Origin of the sequence: Bradyrhizobium sp. SZCCHNR1002, assembly GCF_032381435.1 — a bacterium.
Classification (GTDB): Bacteria; Pseudomonadota; Alphaproteobacteria; order Rhizobiales; family Xanthobacteraceae; genus Bradyrhizobium; species Bradyrhizobium aeschynomenes.
Genome location: NZ_JAUHIS010000001.1, coordinates 495,148 through 515,138 on the forward strand (window position 1 = coordinate 495,148; position 19,991 = coordinate 515,138).

The 19,991-nt window shown below is 65.7% G+C and carries 20 protein-coding genes; 19 read left to right on the top strand and 1 reads right to left on the bottom strand.

Features of this window, described 5'->3' with window-relative positions:
- The first annotated feature begins 80 nt into the window (after nucleotides 1–80).
- The 19 genes from QX108_RS02135 (at nucleotide 81) to QX108_RS02225 (ending at nucleotide 19,106) form a co-directional block, all read left to right on the top strand.
- The gene (locus QX108_RS02135; RefSeq protein WP_315779117.1) at nucleotides 81–1,322 is read left to right on the top strand and encodes a threonine synthase; all 1,242 of its coding nucleotides are present in this window, start codon (nucleotides 81–83) and stop codon (nucleotides 1,320–1,322) included.
- 73 nt (nucleotides 1,323–1,395) lie between these two features.
- The gene (locus tag QX108_RS02140) at nucleotides 1,396–2,367 is read left to right on the top strand and encodes a tripartite tricarboxylate transporter substrate binding protein BugD (RefSeq protein ID WP_315779114.1); all 972 of its coding nucleotides are present in this window, start codon (nucleotides 1,396–1,398) and stop codon (nucleotides 2,365–2,367) included.
- Nucleotides 2,368–2,602: 235 nt separating this feature from the next.
- Nucleotides 2,603–4,327, top strand: a complete 1,725-nt coding sequence (gene ilvD, locus QX108_RS02145) for a dihydroxy-acid dehydratase (protein ID WP_315779112.1) — start codon at nucleotides 2,603–2,605, stop codon at nucleotides 4,325–4,327.
- A gap of 103 nt (nucleotides 4,328–4,430) precedes the next feature.
- Nucleotides 4,431–5,147, top strand: coding sequence for a tetratricopeptide repeat protein (locus QX108_RS02150; protein ID WP_376698633.1), 717 nt, complete (start codon nucleotides 4,431–4,433; stop codon nucleotides 5,145–5,147).
- A gap of 48 nt (nucleotides 5,148–5,195) precedes the next feature.
- Nucleotides 5,196–5,672, top strand: coding sequence for a GNAT family N-acetyltransferase (locus QX108_RS02155; protein WP_315779110.1), 477 nt, complete (start codon nucleotides 5,196–5,198; stop codon nucleotides 5,670–5,672).
- Between the two features lie 200 nt (nucleotides 5,673–5,872).
- Nucleotides 5,873–6,922, top strand: coding sequence for a substrate-binding domain-containing protein (locus QX108_RS02160; protein ID WP_315779108.1), 1,050 nt, complete (start codon nucleotides 5,873–5,875; stop codon nucleotides 6,920–6,922).
- Between the two features lie 99 nt (nucleotides 6,923–7,021).
- Nucleotides 7,022–8,260, top strand: coding sequence for an ABC transporter substrate-binding protein (locus QX108_RS02165; protein WP_172131936.1), 1,239 nt, complete (start codon nucleotides 7,022–7,024; stop codon nucleotides 8,258–8,260).
- Nucleotides 8,261–8,325: 65 nt separating this feature from the next.
- On the top strand, nucleotides 8,326–9,192 hold the full coding sequence (locus QX108_RS02170; RefSeq protein ID WP_012044483.1) for a branched-chain amino acid ABC transporter permease: 867 nt from the start codon (nucleotides 8,326–8,328) through the stop codon (nucleotides 9,190–9,192).
- The gene (locus tag QX108_RS02175) at nucleotides 9,192–10,247 is read left to right on the top strand and encodes a branched-chain amino acid ABC transporter permease (protein WP_315779105.1); all 1,056 of its coding nucleotides are present in this window, start codon (nucleotides 9,192–9,194) and stop codon (nucleotides 10,245–10,247) included. Before QX108_RS02170 ends, QX108_RS02175 begins: the two co-directional genes overlap by 1 nt.
- Nucleotide 10,248: 1 nt before the next feature.
- Nucleotides 10,249–10,977, top strand: a complete 729-nt coding sequence (locus tag QX108_RS02180) for an ATP-binding cassette domain-containing protein (RefSeq protein WP_315779103.1) — start codon at nucleotides 10,249–10,251, stop codon at nucleotides 10,975–10,977.
- Entirely contained in the window at nucleotides 10,974–11,675 is a 702-nt protein-coding gene (locus QX108_RS02185; RefSeq protein ID WP_257164997.1) for an ABC transporter ATP-binding protein, read from the top strand. The genes QX108_RS02180 and QX108_RS02185 overlap by 4 nt, the downstream gene beginning before the upstream one ends.
- A gap of 85 nt (nucleotides 11,676–11,760) precedes the next feature.
- A complete protein-coding gene (locus tag QX108_RS02190; protein ID WP_315779100.1) occupies nucleotides 11,761–13,275 on the top strand; it encodes an amidase in 1,515 nt (504 codons plus the stop codon).
- On the top strand, nucleotides 13,275–13,577 hold the full coding sequence (locus QX108_RS02195) for a putative quinol monooxygenase (protein ID WP_315779098.1): 303 nt from the start codon (nucleotides 13,275–13,277) through the stop codon (nucleotides 13,575–13,577). The genes QX108_RS02190 and QX108_RS02195 overlap by 1 nt, the downstream gene beginning before the upstream one ends.
- A 490-nt stretch (nucleotides 13,578–14,067) precedes the next feature.
- The gene (ureE, locus tag QX108_RS02200) at nucleotides 14,068–14,517 is read left to right on the top strand and encodes an urease accessory protein UreE (RefSeq protein WP_315779096.1); all 450 of its coding nucleotides are present in this window, start codon (nucleotides 14,068–14,070) and stop codon (nucleotides 14,515–14,517) included.
- Nucleotides 14,510–15,187 carry an urease accessory protein UreF gene (locus QX108_RS02205; protein WP_315779095.1) on the top strand — a complete coding sequence of 226 codons (678 nt, stop codon included), beginning with the start codon at nucleotides 14,510–14,512 and terminating at the stop codon, nucleotides 15,185–15,187. Before ureE ends, QX108_RS02205 begins: the two co-directional genes overlap by 8 nt.
- Nucleotides 15,188–15,199: 12 nt before the next feature.
- On the top strand, nucleotides 15,200–15,898 hold the full coding sequence (gene ureB, locus QX108_RS02210; protein ID WP_315779093.1) for an urease subunit beta: 699 nt from the start codon (nucleotides 15,200–15,202) through the stop codon (nucleotides 15,896–15,898).
- 3 nt (nucleotides 15,899–15,901) lie between these two features.
- Nucleotides 15,902–17,608 carry an urease subunit alpha gene (gene ureC / locus QX108_RS02215; RefSeq protein ID WP_315779091.1) on the top strand — a complete coding sequence of 569 codons (1,707 nt, stop codon included), beginning with the start codon at nucleotides 15,902–15,904 and terminating at the stop codon, nucleotides 17,606–17,608.
- Nucleotides 17,605–18,249 (top strand): urease accessory protein UreG, encoded by a 645-nt coding sequence (ureG, locus tag QX108_RS02220; RefSeq protein ID WP_315719939.1) that lies wholly within the window; start codon nucleotides 17,605–17,607, stop codon nucleotides 18,247–18,249. The genes ureC and ureG overlap by 4 nt, the downstream gene beginning before the upstream one ends.
- Nucleotides 18,246–19,106: an urease accessory protein UreD gene (locus tag QX108_RS02225; RefSeq protein WP_315779086.1), complete on the top strand. Its 861-nt coding sequence runs from the start codon at nucleotides 18,246–18,248 to the stop codon at nucleotides 19,104–19,106. The genes ureG and QX108_RS02225 overlap by 4 nt, the downstream gene beginning before the upstream one ends.
- Here the strand turns inward: QX108_RS02225 and bla are convergent.
- On the bottom strand, nucleotides 19,061–19,927 hold the full coding sequence (bla, locus tag QX108_RS02230) for a class A beta-lactamase (RefSeq protein WP_315779084.1): 867 nt from the start codon (nucleotides 19,925–19,927) through the stop codon (nucleotides 19,061–19,063). The genes QX108_RS02225 and bla overlap by 46 nt on opposite strands.
- Between the last annotated feature and the right edge of the window lie 64 nt (nucleotides 19,928–19,991).

Genomic DNA, 19,991 nt, shown 5'->3' on the forward strand with positions numbered 1-19,991 from the left:
TTTTGCGAAGAGGATGGATTGCCGGGTCAAGCCCGGCAATGACGGAGATGACCAGACGAGCACAACAAGAAGGCTCCGCCGTGAAATCCAGCGACAATCTCACCACCGAGCGCCCGACCTTCGTCACCCATCTCGAATGCGCGATGGAAGGCGATCACTATCCGGCGGACCAGGTCCACAACCTGTCGAAAGCCGGCAAGCCGCTGTTGGTGCGCTACGATCTCGCCGGCGTGAAGCAGGCGCTGACCAAGGACGCGCTGGCGCAGCGCCCCGCCGACCTGTGGCGCTATCGCGAGCTGCTGCCGGTGCGAAAGTGCCAGGACATCGTCAGCCTCGGCGAGGTCATGACGCCGCTGATCAATCTGCCAAAGCTGTCGAAGAAGCTCGGCGGCGGCGAGCTCATCGTGAAAGACGAAGGCCGGCTGCCGACCGGCTCGTTCAAGGCGCGCGGCCTGGTCATGGCGGTGTCGATGGGCAAGGCGCTCGGCATCACCCACATGGCGATGCCGACCAACGGCAATGCGGGCGCCGCGCTCGCCGCCTACGCGACCTCCTGCGGCATCAAGACCACGATCTTCTGCCCGGCCGATACGCCCGAGGTAAACGTCAGCGAGATCGAGCTGCAGGGCGCGACCGTCTATCGCGTCAACGGCCTGATCGATGACTGCGGGAAAATCGTCGGCGAGGGCAAGGCCAAGGTCGGCTGGTTCGATACCTCGACCCTGAAGGAGCCGTACCGGATCGAGGGCAAGAAGACGATGGGGCTGGAGCTCGCCGAGCAGCTCGGCTGGGACGTGCCCGACGTGATCTTCTATCCGACCGGCGGCGGCACCGGCCTCATCGGCATGTGGAAGGCGTTCGACGAGCTCGAGAGAATTGGGTTCATCGGATCAAAACGTCCGCGCATGGTCGCGGTGCAGGCCTCCGGCTGCGCGCCGATGGTGCGCGCCTTCGAGCAGGGCGTCGAGCATGCGACGCGCTGGGAGGATGCCCACACGATCGCGTCGGGTATCCGCGTCCCGCAGGCCGTGGGGGATTTTCTCATCCTGCGCGCGGTCCGCGAGAGCAAAGGTTTCGCGATTGCGGTCGATGACGAGAAGATTTCTTCTGCGCTGAACGAGGTCGCGCGCGAGGAGGGCTTCCTGCTGTGCCCCGAGGGCGCTGCGACCTACGCCGCCTACAAGCAGAGCCTCGCCGACGGCCGCGTCACGAAGAGCGACCGCGTGATGCTGTTCAACTGCGCCACCGGACTCAAATATCCGCTGCCGAAGGTCGAGCGCACCCTCGATCGCCATCAGCCGATCGACTACACTCAGTTCTAATCGGACGGTCGGCATCGCGGCTTGGCGCCTGATCGTCTGACAAGAAGGATCAGGCCGCTCAGGGAGGACCGCGATGCGACGCCTGTTTGGCGCTGTGGTGATGGCGCTTGCCTTGTATGTCGGTTCCGCTGCTGCGGAGACCTACCCCTCTCGCGCCATCACGGTGATCGTGCCGTTTGCCGCCGGCGGACCGTCGGACGCGATGATGCGCATCCTGGCCGAGCACATGAAGCAGACGCTCGGCCAGCCGGTGCTGGTCGAGAACGTCACCGGCGCGGGCGGATCGATCGGCGTCGGGCGCGCGGTGCGCTCCAGGCCGGATGGTTACACCGTGAGCTTCGGCCATCTCGGTACGCACGTCGCCAACGGCGCGGTCTACCGGCTCGGCTATGATCTCGTCGCCGATCTCGAGCCGGTCGTGCTGCTGCCGAGCAATCCGATGATCATCGTCAGCAAGAGCAACGTGCCGGCGAAATCGCTGTCCGAATTGCTCGCCTGGCTGAAGGCGCAGCCGAACCCTGCCTCCGCCGGCACGGCCGGCAACGGCTCCGGCAGCCATATCGCCGGGCTCTATTTCCAGCAGATCACCGGCATCAAGCTGCAATACGTACCCTATCGTGGCACGGGGCCGGCGATGAACGATCTCGTCGGCGGACAGATCGATCTCATCGTCGATCAGACCTCGAACGCCATCAACCAGGTGCGTGCCGGCATGATCCGGGCTTATGCCGTCACCGACGCCAAGCGCCTGGATACGGCCCCCGAGATTCCGACCACCGACGAAGCGGGCCTGCCGGGCTTCCACATGACGTTGTGGTCGGGACTGTGGCTGCCGAAGGGAGCGGCCAAAGATGTCGTCGAGACGCTCAATGGCGCGGCCGTCGCCGCCCTGAATGATCCGGATGTGCAAAGCCAATTGAAAAACCTGGGATTGCAGATGCCGCCGGCGGATCGGCGCACCCCCGATGCGCTTGGAACCTTGCAGCGTGACGAGATCGCCAAATGGTGGCCGATGATCAGAGGCGCAGGTGTGGTGCCGGAATAGGCTGGCGGTATTTCATTCCGCCTGTGATGGTTGCGCAACAGCCACGAATGTTGCGACCTCGCCACAGTTTACGAAGTTTTGGTAACAATCTCGGGCGCTCCGCAAACGCGCCGCTTTTTGGCCACACCTGGTCGTGAAATACTTTGATCAGAATAGTACCAGTGCGTGTGAGGTAGCAAGAAATCCACTTCCAGGATTTTAGCGTTCTCCGCAGCACCGGGAGGCCAGAACAGCGATGGACGCGAAGACCGACATCAAGCGCAGGCTGCCCAGCCGTCACGTGACGGAAGGGCCCGAGCGTGCGCCGCATCGGTCCTATCTCTACGCGATGGGCCTGACCACGGCCCAGATCCACCAGCCTTTCGTCGGCGTTGCTTCGTGCTGGAACGAGGCCGCGCCCTGCAACATCGCGCTGATGCGGCAGGCCCAGGCGGTGAAGAAGGGCGTTGCGCACGCCGGCGGCACGCCGCGCGAATTCTGCACCATTACCGTGACGGATGGCATCGCCATGGGCCATGACGGCATGCGCTCGTCGCTGCCGTCACGCGAGGCGATCGCCGATTCGGTCGAGCTGACGATTCGCGGCCATGCGTACGATGCGCTGGTCGGCCTGGCCGGCTGCGACAAGTCGCTGCCGGGCATGATGATGGCGATGGTCCGGCTCAACGTGCCCTCGATCTTCATCTATGGCGGCTCGATCCTGCCGGGCAATTTCCGCGGCCAGCAGGTCACCGTGCAGGACATGTTCGAGGCGGTCGGCAAGCATTCGGTCGGTCAGATGTCGGACGACGATCTCGACGAGCTCGAGCGAGTCGCCTGTCCGTCGGCCGGCGCCTGCGGCGCCCAGTTCACGGCCAACACCATGGCGACCGTGTCCGAGGCGATCGGGCTGGCGCTGCCATATTCCGCTGGTGCGCCTGCGCCCTACGAGATTCGCGACTCGTTCTGCATGACCGCCGGCGAGAAGGTCATGGAGCTGATCGCCGCCAACATCCGGCCACGGGATATCGTCACGCGGGCCGCGCTGGAGAATGCCGCGGCGGTTGTGGCGGCGTCCGGCGGGTCGACGAATGCTGCGCTGCACCTACCTGCGATTGCGCATGAGGCCGGCATCAAGTTCGACTTATCTGACGTCGCCGAAATCTTCAAAAAGACACCTTATATCGCGGATTTGAAGCCGGGTGGCCGCTATGTCGCCAAAGACATGTTCGAGGCTGGTGGCATTCCGCTCTTGATGAAGACGTTGCTCGACCATGGCTATTTGAACGGCGACTGCCTCACAGTCACCGGCCGGACGATCGCCGAAAACCTCAAAGGCGTGAAGTGGAATCCGCACCAGGACGTGGTGAGGCCGGCCGACCAGCCGATCACTGCAACCGGAGGTGTGGTCGGTCTGAAAGGCAATCTCGCGCCAGAGGGCGCGATCGTGAAAGTCGCGGGCATGTCGAACTTGAAATTCACTGGGCCGGCCCGCTGCTTCGATCGGGAAGAGGATGCCTTTGAGGCCGTGCAGAAGCGCACCTATCGCGAGGGCGAGGTGATCGTCATTCGCTATGAGGGGCCGCGCGGCGGTCCGGGCATGCGGGAAATGCTGCAGACCACGGCGGCGCTGACCGGGCAGGGCATGGGCGGCAAGATCGCGCTCATCACCGACGGCCGGTTCTCGGGCGCGACCCGCGGCTTCTGCATCGGCCATATCGGACCGGAGGCGGCGGTCGGCGGGCCGATCGCGCTGGTCGAGGATGGCGACACCATCGAGATCGACGCCGAGGCAGGTATCCTTAACGTCAAGTTGAGCGATGCCGAGCTGGCGACACGCAAGACCAAGTGGACGCCGCGTGAGACCCATCACACGTCAGGTGCACTTTGGAAATATGCCCAGCAGGTTGGACCGGCCGTGGCGGGTGCCGTCACCCACCCAGGTGGTGCGCAAGAGAAGTATTGCTATGCGGACATCTGATCGGATCATTTTTGCATTGATGCTGGGGGTTGCCCCGCTCGCGTTGCCGACGTCGTCGTTCGCGTTCGATGGCGCTCCGGTCAACCAGGAGCCGGCGATTGCCGTGGCTGGACCGCAGGCCGGTGCTGGCGCGCTGCGCAAGACCGTGCCCGCGACGACCTCCTCGACGTCGCCGACCCAGTCCTTGACTGCGCTGCAATATGCTGCGGAGGAAGGCCACCCGGTCGCGCAGTTCAAGCTCGGCCGGATGTACGCCGCCGGCGACGGCGTCGCGCGCGACGACATGCGCGCCTTCGACTATTTCAGCCGCATCGCCAACGCGCATGCGGAGGACAGCCCGTCGGCGCCGCAGGCCCAGATCGTGGCCAATGCCTTCGTCGCGCTCGGCCGCTATTATCTCAGCGGCATTCCGAACACGAAGGTGAAGGCGGATCCGGATCGCGCCCGCGAGATGTTCTCCTACGCGGCGTCCTATTTCGGCAATGCCGACGCCCAGTACGATCTGGCGCGGATGTACCTGAAGACGGCAGACGCCTCGCGCGACGACTTTCGCTATGGCGCGCGCTGGCTCGGCCTCGCCGCCCAGAAGGGGCAGCATCAGGCCCAGGCCTTGCTTGGTCAGATGCTGTTCAATGGCGACCGTCTGCCCCGGCAGCCGGCGCGCGGCCTGATGTGGCTCACTCTGGCGCGCGACAGCGCCGGTCCGGACGAGGTCTGGATCAAGGAAAGCTACAACCGCGCCTTCGCCAAGGCGTCGGACGACGACCGCGCCTCGGCACTGCAGATGCTCGAGAGCTGGGTGCAGGGCAAGCGCGAGTAAGCGGAAGCGGAATGCATCGCATTCCCTCCGCGCGACGGGGGGACTGGAATGATCATCCGCGATGCGACGCCTGATGATGCCGAGGCAGCCTGCGCCGTATTACGCGCCTCCATCATGGAATTGTGCGGGGCGGATCATCGCGGCAATCCGGACATCCTCGGCCGCTGGCTCGCCAACAAGACACCGGAGATCGTCGCCAGCTGGGCCGACGGGCAGGGCCGCACGCTGCTGGTCGCGGTCGAGGAGGGGACGATTCTCGCTGTCGGCGGCCTCGCTCATCCCAACGAGATCACGGCGAACTACGTGTCGCCGCAAGCGCGTTTTCGCGGCGTGAGCTCGGCTCTGGTGGCCGCGCTGGAACAGCGAGCCGTGGCGCTCGGCGCCCGTGAGATCGAGCTGCTGAGCACCGAGACCGCGCACCGATTCTATCTCGCTCGCGGCTATGCCGACGTCGGCACGCCCGCCGGGAAGTTCGGCACCGCCGCGTCCTATCCGATGCGCAAGCTCATTGCCCCGGTGGGCTGAGTCGCACCGCGCCGCTCGTCATCATGGTCCTGTCTGCCGTTGCCCAATGATTGGGCGACGAGTGGCTGCTGTTTTGATCAGCCTTCGGCTCCCAGACCAAAATCGGCGAACTTTGATGCACAAACGACTGCGCCGGCACCGAATCGCGCTTGGCACGATTTGTGAGTGCAAGTCCTCTGCAACAGCAGAAGGCAGTACGTTTGCGCAACGTTCGGATCGGCCTGATCATTCCTCAGCGCGGCTCGGCAGGGTTGTGGGCGCCCTCGGCCGAAGCCTGTGGGCGGCTGGCCGTAACCGAGCTCAACCAGGCTGCGGGAATCCGCCGCAGGCCGGTGGAACTCGTCGTCATCGATGCAGGTGCCAGTGGCGCCAGCGCGGGGCAGGCGGCCGCGGAGGCGGTCGATGAGCTCGCGGTCGATGGCCTCGTCGGAATGCTGCCGAGCTATGCGCGCGATCCAGTCGCCCGAGCTGCGCGCGGCCGCGTGCCATTCGTCTACACGCCGCAGTTCGAAGGCCTGTCGCCGGACAGCGATGTCATGACCACCGGCGAGACCGCCGGCGAATTGCTGGCGCCTGCCATCCAGTGGCTCTCCGAGTGCAAGCGCGCCCGCCGCTTCTTTCTGTGCGGGAACGACTATATCTGGCCGCGCTCCTCGCTGCAGATCGCCAGGCGGCTGATCGCTCGATTTGGCGGGACCGTCACCGGCGAGCACTACGTGCCGGTCGGCGTGCATGACTTCGACGAGATGCTCGACCGCATCAAGGCGACGCGTAGCGACGTCGTCCTGCCGGTCTTCCTCGGCTCCGACTGCATCGCGTTCAATCGCGCCTTCTGCGCCGCCGGCCTCAGCCGCCACGTGCTGCGCTTCTCCTCGGCCTTCGATGAGACCATCGTGTATGGCCTCGACTGTAGCGAGACCGAGAACGTCTACGTGGCTTCCAGCTACTTCGCCTCACTGCGCTCGCGCAACAATGGTGCATTTCTCGAGCGCTACTACACGGCCTATGGCGACAATCCGCCGCCGGCGAACGGCTATGGCGAGTCCTGCTACGAGGGCATTCACGCGCTGGCCGCGCTGATCGAGCGCGCCGAGAGTTTCGATGCGCGCGATCTCCGGCGCGTGTTCGGACGAACCCTGCAGGGGCGCACCGCCCGCGGCAACGAGGCCCGGCCGGTGGTCGGCGGCCGCCACCCGATCCATCTCGCCGAGCTGGACGGCTACGATTTTTCGGTCGTCGCATCGCGCTAGACCCAGGCGGCGTCAAAAAATAACTTGCCATTTCAAATATTGTAAATTTAAACTTCGTGCGGCTCGTGAACCAGCATCGCCAACCCATGGGGACCCCTTATGACTCTTTCACGCCGTCGTTTCCTGCAACGCTCGGCCATCGCGACCTCGACCTTGATCGCAGCACCTGCGGTGTTCCGCTCGGGTGCGCTCGCGGCCGAGAACCCGATCACCGTCGGCAGCCTGCACGACCAGTCCGGCCCGATCGGCACCTCCGGCACACCGATGGTCTACGCGCTGCAGCTCGCCGTTGAGGAGATCAACGCCGCGGGCGGCCTGCTCGGGCGGCCGCTGAAGGTCATGCACTACGACACCCAGTCCAACATCCAGCTGTACTCGCAATATGCCCAGCAGCTGGCCGTGAAGGACAAGGTCGACGTCGTGCATGGCGGCATCACCTCGGCCTCGCGCGAGGCGATCCGGCCGACCTTCGACCGCTTCAAGGTGCTGTACTTCTACAACACGCTGTACGAAGGCGGCGTCTGCGACCGCAACACCTTCTGCACCGGCACCACGCCGGCACAGACCGTCGAGAAGCTGGTGCCGAGCGCGATGAAGAAGGCGGGCAAGAAGGCCTACATCATCGCCGCCGACTACAATTACGGTCAGATCACCGCGAAGTGGATGACCAAGTACTGCAAGGACAATGGCGGCGAGATCCTCTCGACCGACTTCTTCCCGCTCGACGTCACCAATTTCGGCTCGACCATCTCGAAGATCCAGGCGGCCAAGCCCGACCTCATCCTCTCGGCGCTGGTCGGCGGCAACCACACCGCGTTCTACCGGCAGTGGACCGCGGCCGGCATGAAGGGGAAGATCCCGATCGCCTCGACCACCTTCGGCCTCGTCAACGAGCCCTCGACGCTCGACGCCGCCGAGAGCGACGCCATCATCGGCGCCTATGGCTACTTCGAGGAGCTGACCACGCCGGCCTCCAAGAGCTTCGTCGAGAAGATCAAGAAGGCGCATCCGGACTCGCCCTATATCAGCGAGCTCGCCTCGTGCACCTATGAAGGCGTCATGCTCTGGGCCGAGGGCGTCAAGAAGGCCGGCAGCATCGACCGCATGAAGGTTATCGAAGCGCTCGAGAGCGGTCTCGTGTTCGACGGTCCGAGCGGCAAGGTCTCGCTGGACAAGCCGACCCATCACACCGTCCGCAACGCGTTCCTCGCCGAGGTGAAGGATCGCAAATGGTCGGTGCTGGAGACCTACACCGACGCCAAGCCGGCGGACACCGCAAGCGTCTGCGACCTCGTCAAGAACCCGAACGACGTCAAGCAGTACATCATCAATCTCTGACGCCTGCCGGGTCCCGCCATCCGGCGGGGCCCGGATTTTCCGGACTGCCCTGAAAGACCTGACGCATGGCGATCTACGTCATCCTCGCGCTCGACGTTCTCAATGGAATCTCCTCGCTGTTCCTGCTGTGCCTGGGGCTGGCGATCATCTTCGGCATGATGAAGATCATCAACCTCGCCCATGGCGAGTTCATCATGTTGGGGGCCTATGCGACGGTGATCTCGGCTAATGCCGGGGTGAATATCTGGATCGCGATGCTGATCGTCGCGCCCTTGTTCGTCGGCATCGTCGGCCTCGTGATCGAGCGCTGCCTGATCCGCTTCCTCTACGGCCGCCTGGTCGATTCCATGCTCGCCACCTGGGGCCTCAGCCTGCTGATCATCGGCATCATCACCACGATCTACGGCAACACCCAGCAGGGCGTGCCGACGCCGCTCGGCGGCTTCTCGATCGGCTCCTACCAGTCGAGCTACTACACGCTGTTCCTCGCCTTGATGGCGGCGGTGATGATGGCGATCATCTACGGCGTGATGCGCTACACCCGCTTCGGCCTCGTGGCCCGCGCCACGATGCAGAATCCGGCAATGGCCGCCACGCTCGGCGTCAACCCGGCCCGGGTCTACATGAGCACGTTTGCGCTCGGTGCTGCCGTCACCGGCCTCGCGGGAGGCCTGCTGGCGCCGGTGTCCGGCATCACGCCGGTCATGGGCGGCGCCTATGTCGCCAAGGCGTTCATGACGGTGGTCGGCGGCGGCGCCGCGATCCTTTCCGGCACATTGTCGGCCGCGAGCCTGTTCGGCTCGGTCAACCAGATCGGCGCCTATTTCACCACACCCGTCTATGGCGAGGTCATCGTCTTCACCACCGCGATCGTACTCATTCGTCTGCTGCCGCAGGGTATCTCCGGGCGCTTCTTCAAGGGGAACCTGTGATGGACAAGCGCCTTCGTCTCGCTCTCCAGGCCGCGGGCACCGTTGTCGCCATCGGCGTGATCGCGATCGTGCCGAGCGTGATCGAGCTGTTCGGCCTGATGCAGCTGACGTTGTTTGCCGCGATGTCGGTGCTGGCGCTGAGCCTCGCCTTCATCTGGGGCTATGGCGGCATCCTGTCGTTCGGCCAGACCGCCTTCTTCGGCCTCGGCGGCTACGCTTATGCAATCGCGGCCGTGAACTTCCAGGACTCCACTCCGGCAATCCTGCTGGCGATCGTGGTGCCCGCGCTGTTCGCGGCGATCCTCGGCTACTTCATCTTCTTCGGCCGCATCTCCGACGTCTATCTCGGCGTCATCACGCTGACCGTCACCCTGATCCTGTTCAACTCGGTCAACTCGACCTCGGGCGACGCCTACAAGATCGGCAAGGCGCTGCTCGGCGGCTTCAACGGCATGCCGGCGGTGCCGACCTTCAACATGCCGTTCGATCCCTCGACGGTGCTGTCGCCGGAGCAGTCGTGGTGGACGACCGCCTATGTGCTGCTCGGCGTGTTCCTGCTGCTGCGGCTGTTGCTGGCTCTGCCGGCCGGTCGCATCATCGTCGCCGTGCGCGAGAACGAAGTGCGGGCCTCGCTGCTCGGCTATGATCCGCGGCTGGTGAAGTGCCTGACCTTCATTCTCGGCGGCGCTATCGCCGGCCTTGCCGGTGCGCTCTACGTCAACTGGGGCGCCTTCGTCAGCCCGACCATCTTCAGCCTGTCTTTGTCGGCGGAGATCATCATCTGGATCACCGTCGGCGGCCTCGGCACCTTGCTGGGACCGATCATCGGCTGTGTCGTCATCGAGTACATCGTCGCCTATATCGGCTCGCAGCAGCTGCTGAACTCGAACCTCGTGCTCGGCGGCGTGCTGGTCGTGTTCGTGCTGCTGCTGCCGAAAGGCATCTTCCCGACCGCGCGTGATCTGGTGATGCGGCTGATCCCGGACAAGAAACCGAAGACGAATGGCCCGCCGGTGCCATCAGCGGCGGCGCCGCATCCTGCAGGAGCCGAATGACATGGCGGACCTCGTCCCTCTGCTCAAGGCCGAACACCTGACGATGCGCTTCGGCGGCGTGGTCGCCAATGACGACATCACCTTCACCTTGCAGGAAATGGAGCTGCGCTGCCTGATCGGCCCGAACGGCGCCGGCAAGAGCACCTTCTTCAAGACGCTGACCGGACAGCTGGTGCCGACGTCGGGCAGCATTGCGTTCCGCGGCATGCCGATCGCGGGCAAGCTGTCGCATGAGATCGCGCGTATGGGCATCGGCATCAAGACCCAGGTCCCGAACGTCTTCAACGGCCTCTCGGTACGCGAGAACATCTGGATGGCGGTGCGCCGCAAGGCGACACCGCGGCAGCAGGGTCCGGCGGTCGATGCAGTGCTGGAAATGATCCGCCTGACGGACTACGCTGACAGCATCGTCGCGACGCTCTCCCACGGCCAGCGCCAATGGGTGGAGATCGGCATGGTGCTCGCCGCCGAGCCCGAACTGATCCTGCTCGACGAGCCCGCCGCCGGAATGACCGACGAGGAGACGTTTCATACGGCCGCGATCATCCGCGAGATCAACAAGACCCGTGCCATCGTCGTCGTCGAGCACGACATGGAGTTCATCAAGCAGATCGCCAAGCGCGTCACCGTGTTCCACCAGGGCCGCGTGCTGGTCGAGGACACCGTCGACAAGGTGCTCGCCGATCAGCGCGTGCGCGACGTCTATCTCGGCAAGAAGGTAGCGGCATGAGCGCGCTTCTCGAGGTCAAGGGTCTCAAATCCGGCTATGGCCGGATCCCGATCCTGTTCGGCGTCGATCTCACGGTCGCCGACGGCGAGTATCTCGGCATCCTCGGCCACAACGGCATGGGCAAGACCACGGCGCTGCGTACCTTGATGGGGCACCTGCCGACCACCGACGGCTCGGTCGTGTTCGCCGGCAAGACCATCACGCATCTCAAGCCGCATGAGCGCTCCAGGCTCGGCATCGGCCTGGTGCCGCAGGGCCGCGAGATCTTCCCGGATCTTTCGGTCATGGAAAACCTGCGCATGGGTCTCGCCGCGGCGCCGAAGGAGGATCGCGGCGTCATTGACGCCGTGCTGCAGGATTTCCCGCGCCTGGTGCGGCTGCTCGACCGCCGCGGCGGCGCGCTGTCCGGCGGCGAGCAGCAATTGCTGGCGCTGGCACGCTGCCTCTGCACCAAGCCGAAGCTGATCCTGCTGGACGAGCCGACCGAAGGCATCCAGCCCTCCATCATCGAGGAGATCATCGAGACCCTGCTGGCGCTGAAGACGCGCTGGAAGATGTCGCTGATCGTCGTCGAGCAGAACCTCGAATTCATCACGTCGTTATCGGACCGCATCCTGCACATCCAGAAGGGACGCATCACCGAGGAACTCGACCGTGAGACTTTGTTGGCCCGGGAAGGTCTGATGGTCCCGAGCTAGCCAATTCCGGCGCGGCTGCGCCGGCGCAACTGAACTGCACACGCCTGTCTCTGCTCCAGCTTGTCCTCACAAGAAAGGATGACTCATGTCCATCAAACGCCCGAATGCCGAGGAAGTCGCCGATCTCGCCGCCAGCCTGCACATGAACATGACGGTCGAGGAGGCCGCCGAATATCTGTCGCTGATGGGCGGCATGTTCGATCAGTACGACATCATCGACGAACTGCCGAACCCGCTGCCGCCGGTGAAATATCCGCGCACACCGGGCGCCAAGCCGCCGGCCAAGGAGAACAAGTACAACGCCTGGGCGATCAAGACCGAGGTGAAGGGCGCTGGCTCCGGCAAGCTCGCCGGCCGTACCGTCGTGCTGAAGGACAACGTCGCGCTTGCCGGCGTTCCCATGATGAACGGCTCGACCACCCTCGAAGGCTTCATTCCCGCCGCTGATGCCACCATCGTCTCGCGCATCCTCGATGCCGGCGGCACCATCGTCGGCAAGGCCGTCTGCGAGCATTTCTGCTTGTCGGGCGGCAGCCACACCTCCGATCCGGCGCCGGTGCACAATCCCTGGAAGATGGGCTATTCGGCCGGCGGCTCGTCCTCGGGCAGCGCCGCGCTGGTGGCGGCCGGCGAGGTCGATATGTCCATTGGCGGCGACCAGGGCGGTTCGATCCGCATCCCCGCATCCTATTGCGGCATCTACGGCATGAAGGCGACCCACGGCCTCGTGCCCTACACCGGCGTGATGCCGATTGAGTCGACGATCGACCACACCGGTCCGATGACGGCCAACGTCAAGGACAACGCGCTGCTGCTCGAAGTGCTCGCGGGCGCCGACGGCCTCGATCCGCGCCAATACGCGCCGAAGGTCGCGGCCTATACCGAGGCGCTCGGCAAGGGTGTGAAGGGTCTGAAGATCGGCGTGCTCAAGGAAGGCTTCAGCGCGCCGAACATGCAGGAGGGCGTGGTCAGCAAGGTCAAGGCCGGCGCCGAGCGCTTCGCCATGATGGGCGCGTCGGTGTCGGAGGTCTCGATCCCCGAGCACATGCATGCGCTGGCGGCGTGGAATCCGATCACGCTGGAAGGCTTCCTGGTGCAGATGATGCTCGGCAACGGCATGGGCTTCAACTGGAAGGGCCTCTATGACGTCGGCCTGCTCGACGCGCATTCCGGTTGGCGCAACCGCGCCGACGATCTGTCGGTGACCTTGAAGCTCACCATGCTGGTCGGCCAGTGGGGTCTCGAGCACTATCGCGGCCGCTATTACGCCAAGTCACGCAACATCGCGATCCAGGCCAAGGCGGCCTATGACGCGATGTTCGGCTCCTACGACCTCTTGCTGATGCCGACCTTGCCCTGCGTCGCAACGCCGATCCCGGCCAAGGATGCGCCGCTCGCCGAAGTCGTGCAGCGCGCCTTCGAAATGACCGCGACGACGAGCCCGTTCGACGTCACCGGCCATCCGGCGATGACGTTGCCGTGCGGCCTCTCCGACGGCCTCCCGGTCGGCCTGATGCTGATCGGCAAGGACTACGCCGAGTCCACGATCTACCAGGCGGCGGCGGCGTTCGAGGCCGACGGCGACTGGAAGACCTTCTGATGATCACCATCACCGCGGTCATCAGGGCCAAGGCGGGACACGAGGCCACGATGCGCGACGCCCTCGTCGCCGTCGCGGCCCATGTCGCGGCCAACGAGCCGGAGACGATCGGGTTCTTCGTCTCGCAGAGCGAGACCGAGCCCGGCCTGTTCACCACCTATGAGCGCTTCGCCGACAAGGCCGCGATGGACCGCCACAACGGCTCCGCCGCGGTGGCGACCTTCTTCGGCATCGCCAAGCCGATCCTCGACGGTGAGGTCATTCTGGTAACCTCGCAGGAGGTGTCGGCAACGATGCGGTAGGGGGCTGAGACAGGCGACCAAACTAACCGTCCTTCGAGACGCCCGCCAAGCGGCGGGCTCCTCAGGACGAGGGCGGTGGGTGTGGCGCGGTGAAATATCGTGGGTATCGAGACTCGACCAATAGGGATGGACTTCGGCCGGGTAAGCCCCGACGGCTCTCAACTACGTCAATGAGCACGTTCTCCATGATCAGTTGTTCGGACAGTCCAGCACGAGGCGCGCTGCTCGCCTCTCCCCGCGTGCGGGGAGAGGCCGGATTGCATCGAAGATGCAATCCGGGTGAGGGGGGCTGTCCGCTGGGTCCGGTGCTCGTGGCTGCCCCTCACCCCAGCCCTCTCCCCGTGAAGAACGGGGAGAGGGAGCGCACCGACATCGCCGAGCCACTCTCGATTTTCAACCCTCATGGTGAGGAGCCCGTCCCTTGGCGGGCGTCTCGAACCATGAGGCCCCAATCGAACCTCGAGCGCTGAACAACAAGAGGACCACGCCGATGCTCCGTCTGCACGGCATTATGGGACGCGCCGACGACAAGATCTATGCGCGGCAACTGCACACGCTGGAGCATCGCGGCGGCATCGAGCTGTTGTTCGTGCCGCCGGAAGATTCCGGCCGCAAGCGCTTCCGCCTGACCACCGATCGCGGCACGGACTGCGCCGTCAGCCTCGACCGCGACGAGGAACTCATCGACGGCGCGCTGCTGCATCTCGACTCCGACCGCGCGATCATCGCCCGTTTCGGCGAGCAGCAGGTGCTGCGCCTGAAGGCGCGCGACGAGGCGAGCGCGCTGAAGCTCGGCTGGCATGCCGGCAATCTGCACTGGCGCGTCCGCTTCGAGGGCGATCACCTCGTCGTGCTGCTCGACGCCCCGATCGAGACCTATCGCGCGCGGATCAAGCCGCTGCTCGACTCCGGCGAGGTCGTGGAGCGCGCGCATGTTTGACCGTGGCGAGACGCTCGCGCTGCTGCAGCTCGGCGACAGCGCCTTTCCCGCCGGCGGCTTCGCGTTTTCCTGGGGCATCGAGGGCTTGGCGGCCGATGGGCTGCTGTCCGATCGCAGCGATCTCGACGGCGTCATCGCCGACCACCTCGCGCAACGCTGGGCCAGCATGGATCGCATTCTGCTGCGCCGCGCGTGGCACGCGAGCGACAGCGACGCGATCGCTTCCGTCGACCGTCTCGCGGAGGCCACCACAACATCTGCCGAGATGCGCGAGGGATCGCGGCGCGCGGGCAGGGCGCTGCTCGGCGTCTGGGTCAAGCTCGCAGGTCCGTTGTCGGTGTCCTATCGCGCACGCGTCTCGGCCGATCCGAGGCTTGGACACCTCGCCGCGGTGCAGGCGATCACCGGCCGTGACGCCGGCCTGAGCCTCGATGCCGCCGAGCTGGTCTCAGGCTGGACCCTGATCACTGGCCTCGTCAGCGCCGCCGTCCGGCTCGGCCTGATCGGCCACATCGAGTCGCAGCAGAGCCTCGCGCGCGCCCGCGCGCGGCTCGCGGATCTGCTCACTGAGACGCCCGACGACGACACGATGCCGTCGAGCTTCACGCCTTTCATCGATATCGCCGTGTCGCGCGGGCCGTTGCGGCACGTGCGGATGTTCACGACCTGAGGTGCCCTGGCCATGATGAACCTGTCGCCGACGGAGCTCGATCGTCTCGTCATCTTCAACGCCGCGCAGATGGCGCGGCGCAATCGCCAGCTGGGCATCAAGCTCAGCCATCCCGAGGCGGTCGCCTACATCACCGATGAGGTGATGACCGCGGCGCGCCGCAATCTGCCCTATGCCGAGATCCGCGACATGGCGGGACGGCTGCTCACCACCGATGACGTCGAGCCCAGCGTCGCCCAGATGATCCCGATGCTCTATGTCGAGCTGATGTTCGCCGAGGGCACCAAGGTGATGGCGCTATTCGAGCCGATCCAGCCGGCAGAAGGCGCAGCCGCTGAGGAGATCGTGCCCGGCGAGATCATCGTCGGCGGCGACGACATCGCGATGTTCACGGAGCTGCCGGCCGTCACCATCGACGTCGTCAACACCGGGGATCGCGACATCCAGGTGCGCAGCCACACCCATTTCTTCGAGATCAATCGCGCGCTGCGCTTCGATCGCGCCGCCGCCTGGGGCATGAAGATCGACCGTCCGGCGGGTCTGGGCATCCGCTTCGAGCCGGGCGTTTTCAAGTCGGTGCGGCTGGTCCCGATCACCGGCGACCGGATCGTGCGCGGCCAGGCCGGGCTGGTCAACGGTCCGCTCGACGCCCCCGGCGCGCGCGACGCCGCGCTGAAGCTCGCGCAGTCGCGCGGCTATCTCGGAGCTTGAGCCATGGCCACGTTGACCCGCAAAGCCTATGCCGAGCTATATGGCCCAACCAAGGGCGACCTCGTCCGGCTCGCCGACACCAGCCTGCTGGCTGAGATCGAGCACGACTACACCACCTACGGCCATGAACTCCTGGTCGGCGCCGGCAAGAACATCCGCGACGGCGAGGCCGTCGCCGCGCACCGGACGTCCACTCACAAGGCGCTCGACGTCGTCGTCAAGAACGCGACCATCGTCGATGCCGTCATCGGCATCGTGAAGGCCGATATCGGCATCCGCGATGGCCGCATCGTCGGCATCGGCAAGGCCGGCAATCCCGACATCATGCCGGACGTGCATCCCGACATGGTGGTCGGCCATACCACCGCGCCGATCGCCGGCGGTCCGTTCATCGTCACCGCCGGCGCGATCGAGAGCCACGCGCATCTGATCTCGCCGGAGCAGTCCGATCATGCGCTCGCCGGCGGCACCACCACGATGGTCGGCAATGGCTCGGGGCCGGTGTTCGACGTCGGTTCAGGCTCTGGGCCGAACTTCGGCCACTTCCTCAACTCGATCGAGTTCTCACCGCTGAACTACGCGCTGTTCGGCCGTGGCGGCTCCAACCCGGAAGCAGTCGAGGAGGCGGTCGCCGCAGGTGGCATGTCGGTCAAGATCCACGAGGATTTTGGCGCAGCGCCCGACGTGATCGACAAGACGCTGATCGCGGCGGATCGCAACGATTTCGCCGTCCATCTGCATACCGACTCGATCAACGAATACGGCTTCTGCGAGGACACGATGGCGGCGGTCGATGGCCGCACCATCCACATGTACCACGTCGAGGGCGCCGGCGGCGGCCACGCGCCCGATCTGCTCAAGGTCGTGTCGTGGGCCAACGTCATTCCGTCCTCGACCAACCCGACCAATCCCTACACCTCCTACGGGATGGAGGAGGGCGTGCCGATGACGATGATCTGTCATCAGCTCAACTACAATTCGCCCGAGGATGTCATGTTCGGTGAGTCCAGGGTGCGCGCGCAGTCGATGGCGGCGGAGGATTTCCTGCATGACATGGGCGCGATCTCGATCTTCGGCACGGACACGCAAGGCATGGGCCGCCTCGCCGAGAACGTCGCCAAATGCTGGCAGCTTGCCAGCGTCATGAAGGACCGCATCGGCCGGCTGCCGGAGGAGACGACGACGCGTGCCGACAATGAGCGCATCAAGCGCTATGTCGCCAAGCTCACGATCAATCCAGCGATCGCGGTCGGCATCGATCATGTCGTGGGCTCGATCGAGGTCGGCAAGATGGCCGATCTCGTGCTGTGGCCGCGCGCCTCGTTCGGGCTCAAGCCCTACATGGTGATCAAGGACGGTTTTCCGGTGTGGGCCGCGATGGGCGACGGCAATGGCAGCCTTGGGCTCTCCGAGCCGATGATCCAGAAGCGGATGTGGGGCGCGCTGGGCGCCGCGCCGCAGCGGCTCGGCGTGAACTTCATGTCCAAGCTCGCGGTCGACGCCGGCGTCCGCGACAGGCTGGGACTCGGACGCGAGACCGTGCAGATCAAGAATGTCCGCCGCCTGCGCAAGACCGACATGGTCCGCAACGCCGCGATGCCGCATGTCGAGGTCGATCCGCAGACTTTCGAGGTGCGCGCCGATGGCAAGCTCTTGATGTGTCCGCCTGCCACGACCGTGCCGCTCGCCAGGAGGTTCATGCTGCGATGAGCCGTCTCGCTCTCACCCGCGCCGATGCCCCGATGACCGCCGCGCGCGTCGGCATCGGCGGCCCCGTTGGCTCCGGCAAGACCGCGTTGGTCGAGCAGCTGATCCCTGCGCTGCAGGCGCGCGGCATCGACATCGCCGTCATCACCAACGATCTCGTCACCGCCGAGGATGCCGAGCGCGTGCGCCGCTCCGGCCTGATCGACCCCGAGCGCGTCTCGGCGGTGGAGGCGGGCGCCTGTCCGCACACCGTGATCCGCGAGGACCCGACGCTGAACATCGAGGCGGCCGACGAATTGGAGCGGCGCTTTCCCGGCCTCGAGCTGATCCTGCTGGAGAGTGGCGGCGACAATCTCGCCTCGACGTTCTCGCGCGACTTGACCGATTTCTGGATGTTCGTGATCGACGTCGCCGGTGGCGACGACATCCCGCGCAAGCGCGGCCCCGGCGTCATCCGCGCCGATCTCTTGGTCATCAACAAGGTCGATCTCGCCCCGCATGTCGGCGTCGACATCGCCCGGATGCAGCGCGAGGCCACGGAGGTGCGCGGCGGCCGGCCGGTGCTGCTGACCAACTGCCGGCGTGGCGAGGGGATCGACGCGATCGTCGATCTGCTCGAGCGCGAGGTGCTGTTCCGCACGTGAGTGATCTTGGCCCAGAGAAGCCGCGGCTCGACCTGTCCTTCGTCCGCCGCGGCGGCCGCACCGTGATCGATCGCCGGCTGTTCGCCTGGCCGTTCGTGCTGACGCGCAGCTTCCACACCGACGTGGCGCGGCCGGATTGCCTCAGCGTCATCCTGCAGACCGGCAGCGGCGCCGTGCATGGCGAGGATCGGCTGACGCAGCGCTTCACCTTGCATGCGGGCGCGGCCGTGTGCGTGACCACGCAGGGCGCGACCTCGGTGCATCGCGCCGAGCCGGGCGCGCGCGCCGTGGAGCAGGCGCTGCTGCATGTCGCGGCCGGTGCGTCGCTCGACTATCGGCCGGAGCCGCGCATCCTGTTTCCCGACGCCGCCTTGCGACAGGTGCTCGAGCTGGAGTGTGCGGCCGATGCCTCGGCGCTCGTCACCGACGCGTTCACCATGCACGACCCCAACGGGCAGGGGCGCTTGTTCCGCGAGCTCGATTCCATGCTCATCGTCCGGCGGCAAGGGCAGGAGCCACTGCTGATCGACCGGATGCATCTGCGCGATCCCACGAGCGCTCCGTTCAACGGGCGCCGCGCGTTCGGCTCAGCCGTGCTCATGCTGCCGCAGACGCACGACCGTGCCGCGCTTCGCCTGCGCCTTGCCGACGCGTTCTCGCGCATCGATGATCTCTATGCGGCCGCGAGCCCGCTGCCGGACAACGCTGGCGTCGGCGTGCGACTCGCGGCTCGCGAGGTGCGCCAGCTACGCGCCGGCTTCGACGCGATCGCAGCGCTGGTCCGTGAGATCGATCTCGGCGTGCGCGTCGCTCAGGCGCCGAGCGCAGCCGCCACCGCGCGGCCGACCGCAGCGTGAGCCGCATTGCGCTTGTCGTCACCGGCCTTGGTCTCGGTGAGATAGCAGCTCACGATCACAGGGGCGCGGCCCGTCGGCCAGATCACCGCGACGTCGTTGCTGCTGCCGTTGTCGCCGGCGCCGGTCTTGTCGCCGACGCGCCATGATCCAGGCAGACCGGCGCGCAGCTTGGCGGCGCCGGTCTTGCAGCCGATCAGCCAGCCATTCAGGACATCGCGCGACGCGCCCGACAACGTGTTTCCGGTCGTGAGCTTCGCCAAGGTCTGAGCCATGGCCGCCGGCGTCGTCGTGTCCCTGGGATCACCCGCCACGCTCTCATTGAGGGTAGGCTCGATGCGGTCGAGCCGGGTGATCGCGTCGCCGAAGCCGCGGATCGCGCGCGTGAGCCCGGCCGGGCCGCCGAGCGTCGCAAGCAGAAGGTTCGCCGCCGTGTTGTCGCTGAGCGTCACGGTCGCTTCGCAGAGTTCGCCGATCGAAAGGCCCGATGTTCCGACATGCAGCTTGGTGACCGGCGCGTAGGACAGGATGTCCGCTTGCGTGATCGGGAGCCGCCGCGAGAGCTGCTCGGCGCCAGTATCGACCCTGGTCAGGATCGCAGCCGCCAGCAGCGCCTTGAAGGTGCTGCACATCGGGAACCGTTCGTCGAGCCGATGGCCGCTGAGCGCGCCGCTTGCGGTGTCCAACAGCGCGACGCCGAGACGTCCGTCGCTGTCGGTCTCGATGCCCGCGATGGTCTCTTGGAAGTCGGCTGCGAAGGCCGGCCTGACGAACAGAGGTACGAGTGCGAGCGGAAACAATTGCCGCCGTGTGTAGATGGTCAATGGAGGTTCCTGACAGCGATCCCGGATATCCTACACTATCTCGGCGCAGCGGCTGAACCAAGCG

Coding starts and splice junctions, on each gene's coding strand:
- QX108_RS02140 (WP_315779114.1), top strand. CDS start 1,396: ATGCGACGCCTGTTTGGCGCTGTGGTGATGGCGCTTGCCTTGTATGTC.
- ilvD (WP_315779112.1), top strand. CDS start 2,603: ATGGACGCGAAGACCGACATCAAGCGCAGGCTGCCCAGCCGTCACGTG.
- QX108_RS02155 (WP_315779110.1), top strand. CDS start 5,196: ATGATCATCCGCGATGCGACGCCTGATGATGCCGAGGCAGCCTGCGCC.
- QX108_RS02165 (WP_172131936.1), top strand. CDS start 7,022: ATGACTCTTTCACGCCGTCGTTTCCTGCAACGCTCGGCCATCGCGACC.
- QX108_RS02170 (WP_012044483.1), top strand. CDS start 8,326: ATGGCGATCTACGTCATCCTCGCGCTCGACGTTCTCAATGGAATCTCC.
- QX108_RS02175 (WP_315779105.1), top strand. CDS start 9,192: ATGGACAAGCGCCTTCGTCTCGCTCTCCAGGCCGCGGGCACCGTTGTC.
- QX108_RS02180 (WP_315779103.1), top strand. CDS start 10,249: ATGGCGGACCTCGTCCCTCTGCTCAAGGCCGAACACCTGACGATGCGC.
- QX108_RS02185 (WP_257164997.1), top strand. CDS start 10,974: ATGAGCGCGCTTCTCGAGGTCAAGGGTCTCAAATCCGGCTATGGCCGG.
- QX108_RS02190 (WP_315779100.1), top strand. CDS start 11,761: ATGTCCATCAAACGCCCGAATGCCGAGGAAGTCGCCGATCTCGCCGCC.
- QX108_RS02195 (WP_315779098.1), top strand. CDS start 13,275: ATGATCACCATCACCGCGGTCATCAGGGCCAAGGCGGGACACGAGGCC.
- ureE (WP_315779096.1), top strand. CDS start 14,068: ATGCTCCGTCTGCACGGCATTATGGGACGCGCCGACGACAAGATCTAT.
- QX108_RS02205 (WP_315779095.1), top strand. CDS start 14,510: ATGTTTGACCGTGGCGAGACGCTCGCGCTGCTGCAGCTCGGCGACAGC.
- ureB (WP_315779093.1), top strand. CDS start 15,200: ATGATGAACCTGTCGCCGACGGAGCTCGATCGTCTCGTCATCTTCAAC.
- ureC (WP_315779091.1), top strand. CDS start 15,902: ATGGCCACGTTGACCCGCAAAGCCTATGCCGAGCTATATGGCCCAACC.
- ureG (WP_315719939.1), top strand. CDS start 17,605: ATGAGCCGTCTCGCTCTCACCCGCGCCGATGCCCCGATGACCGCCGCG.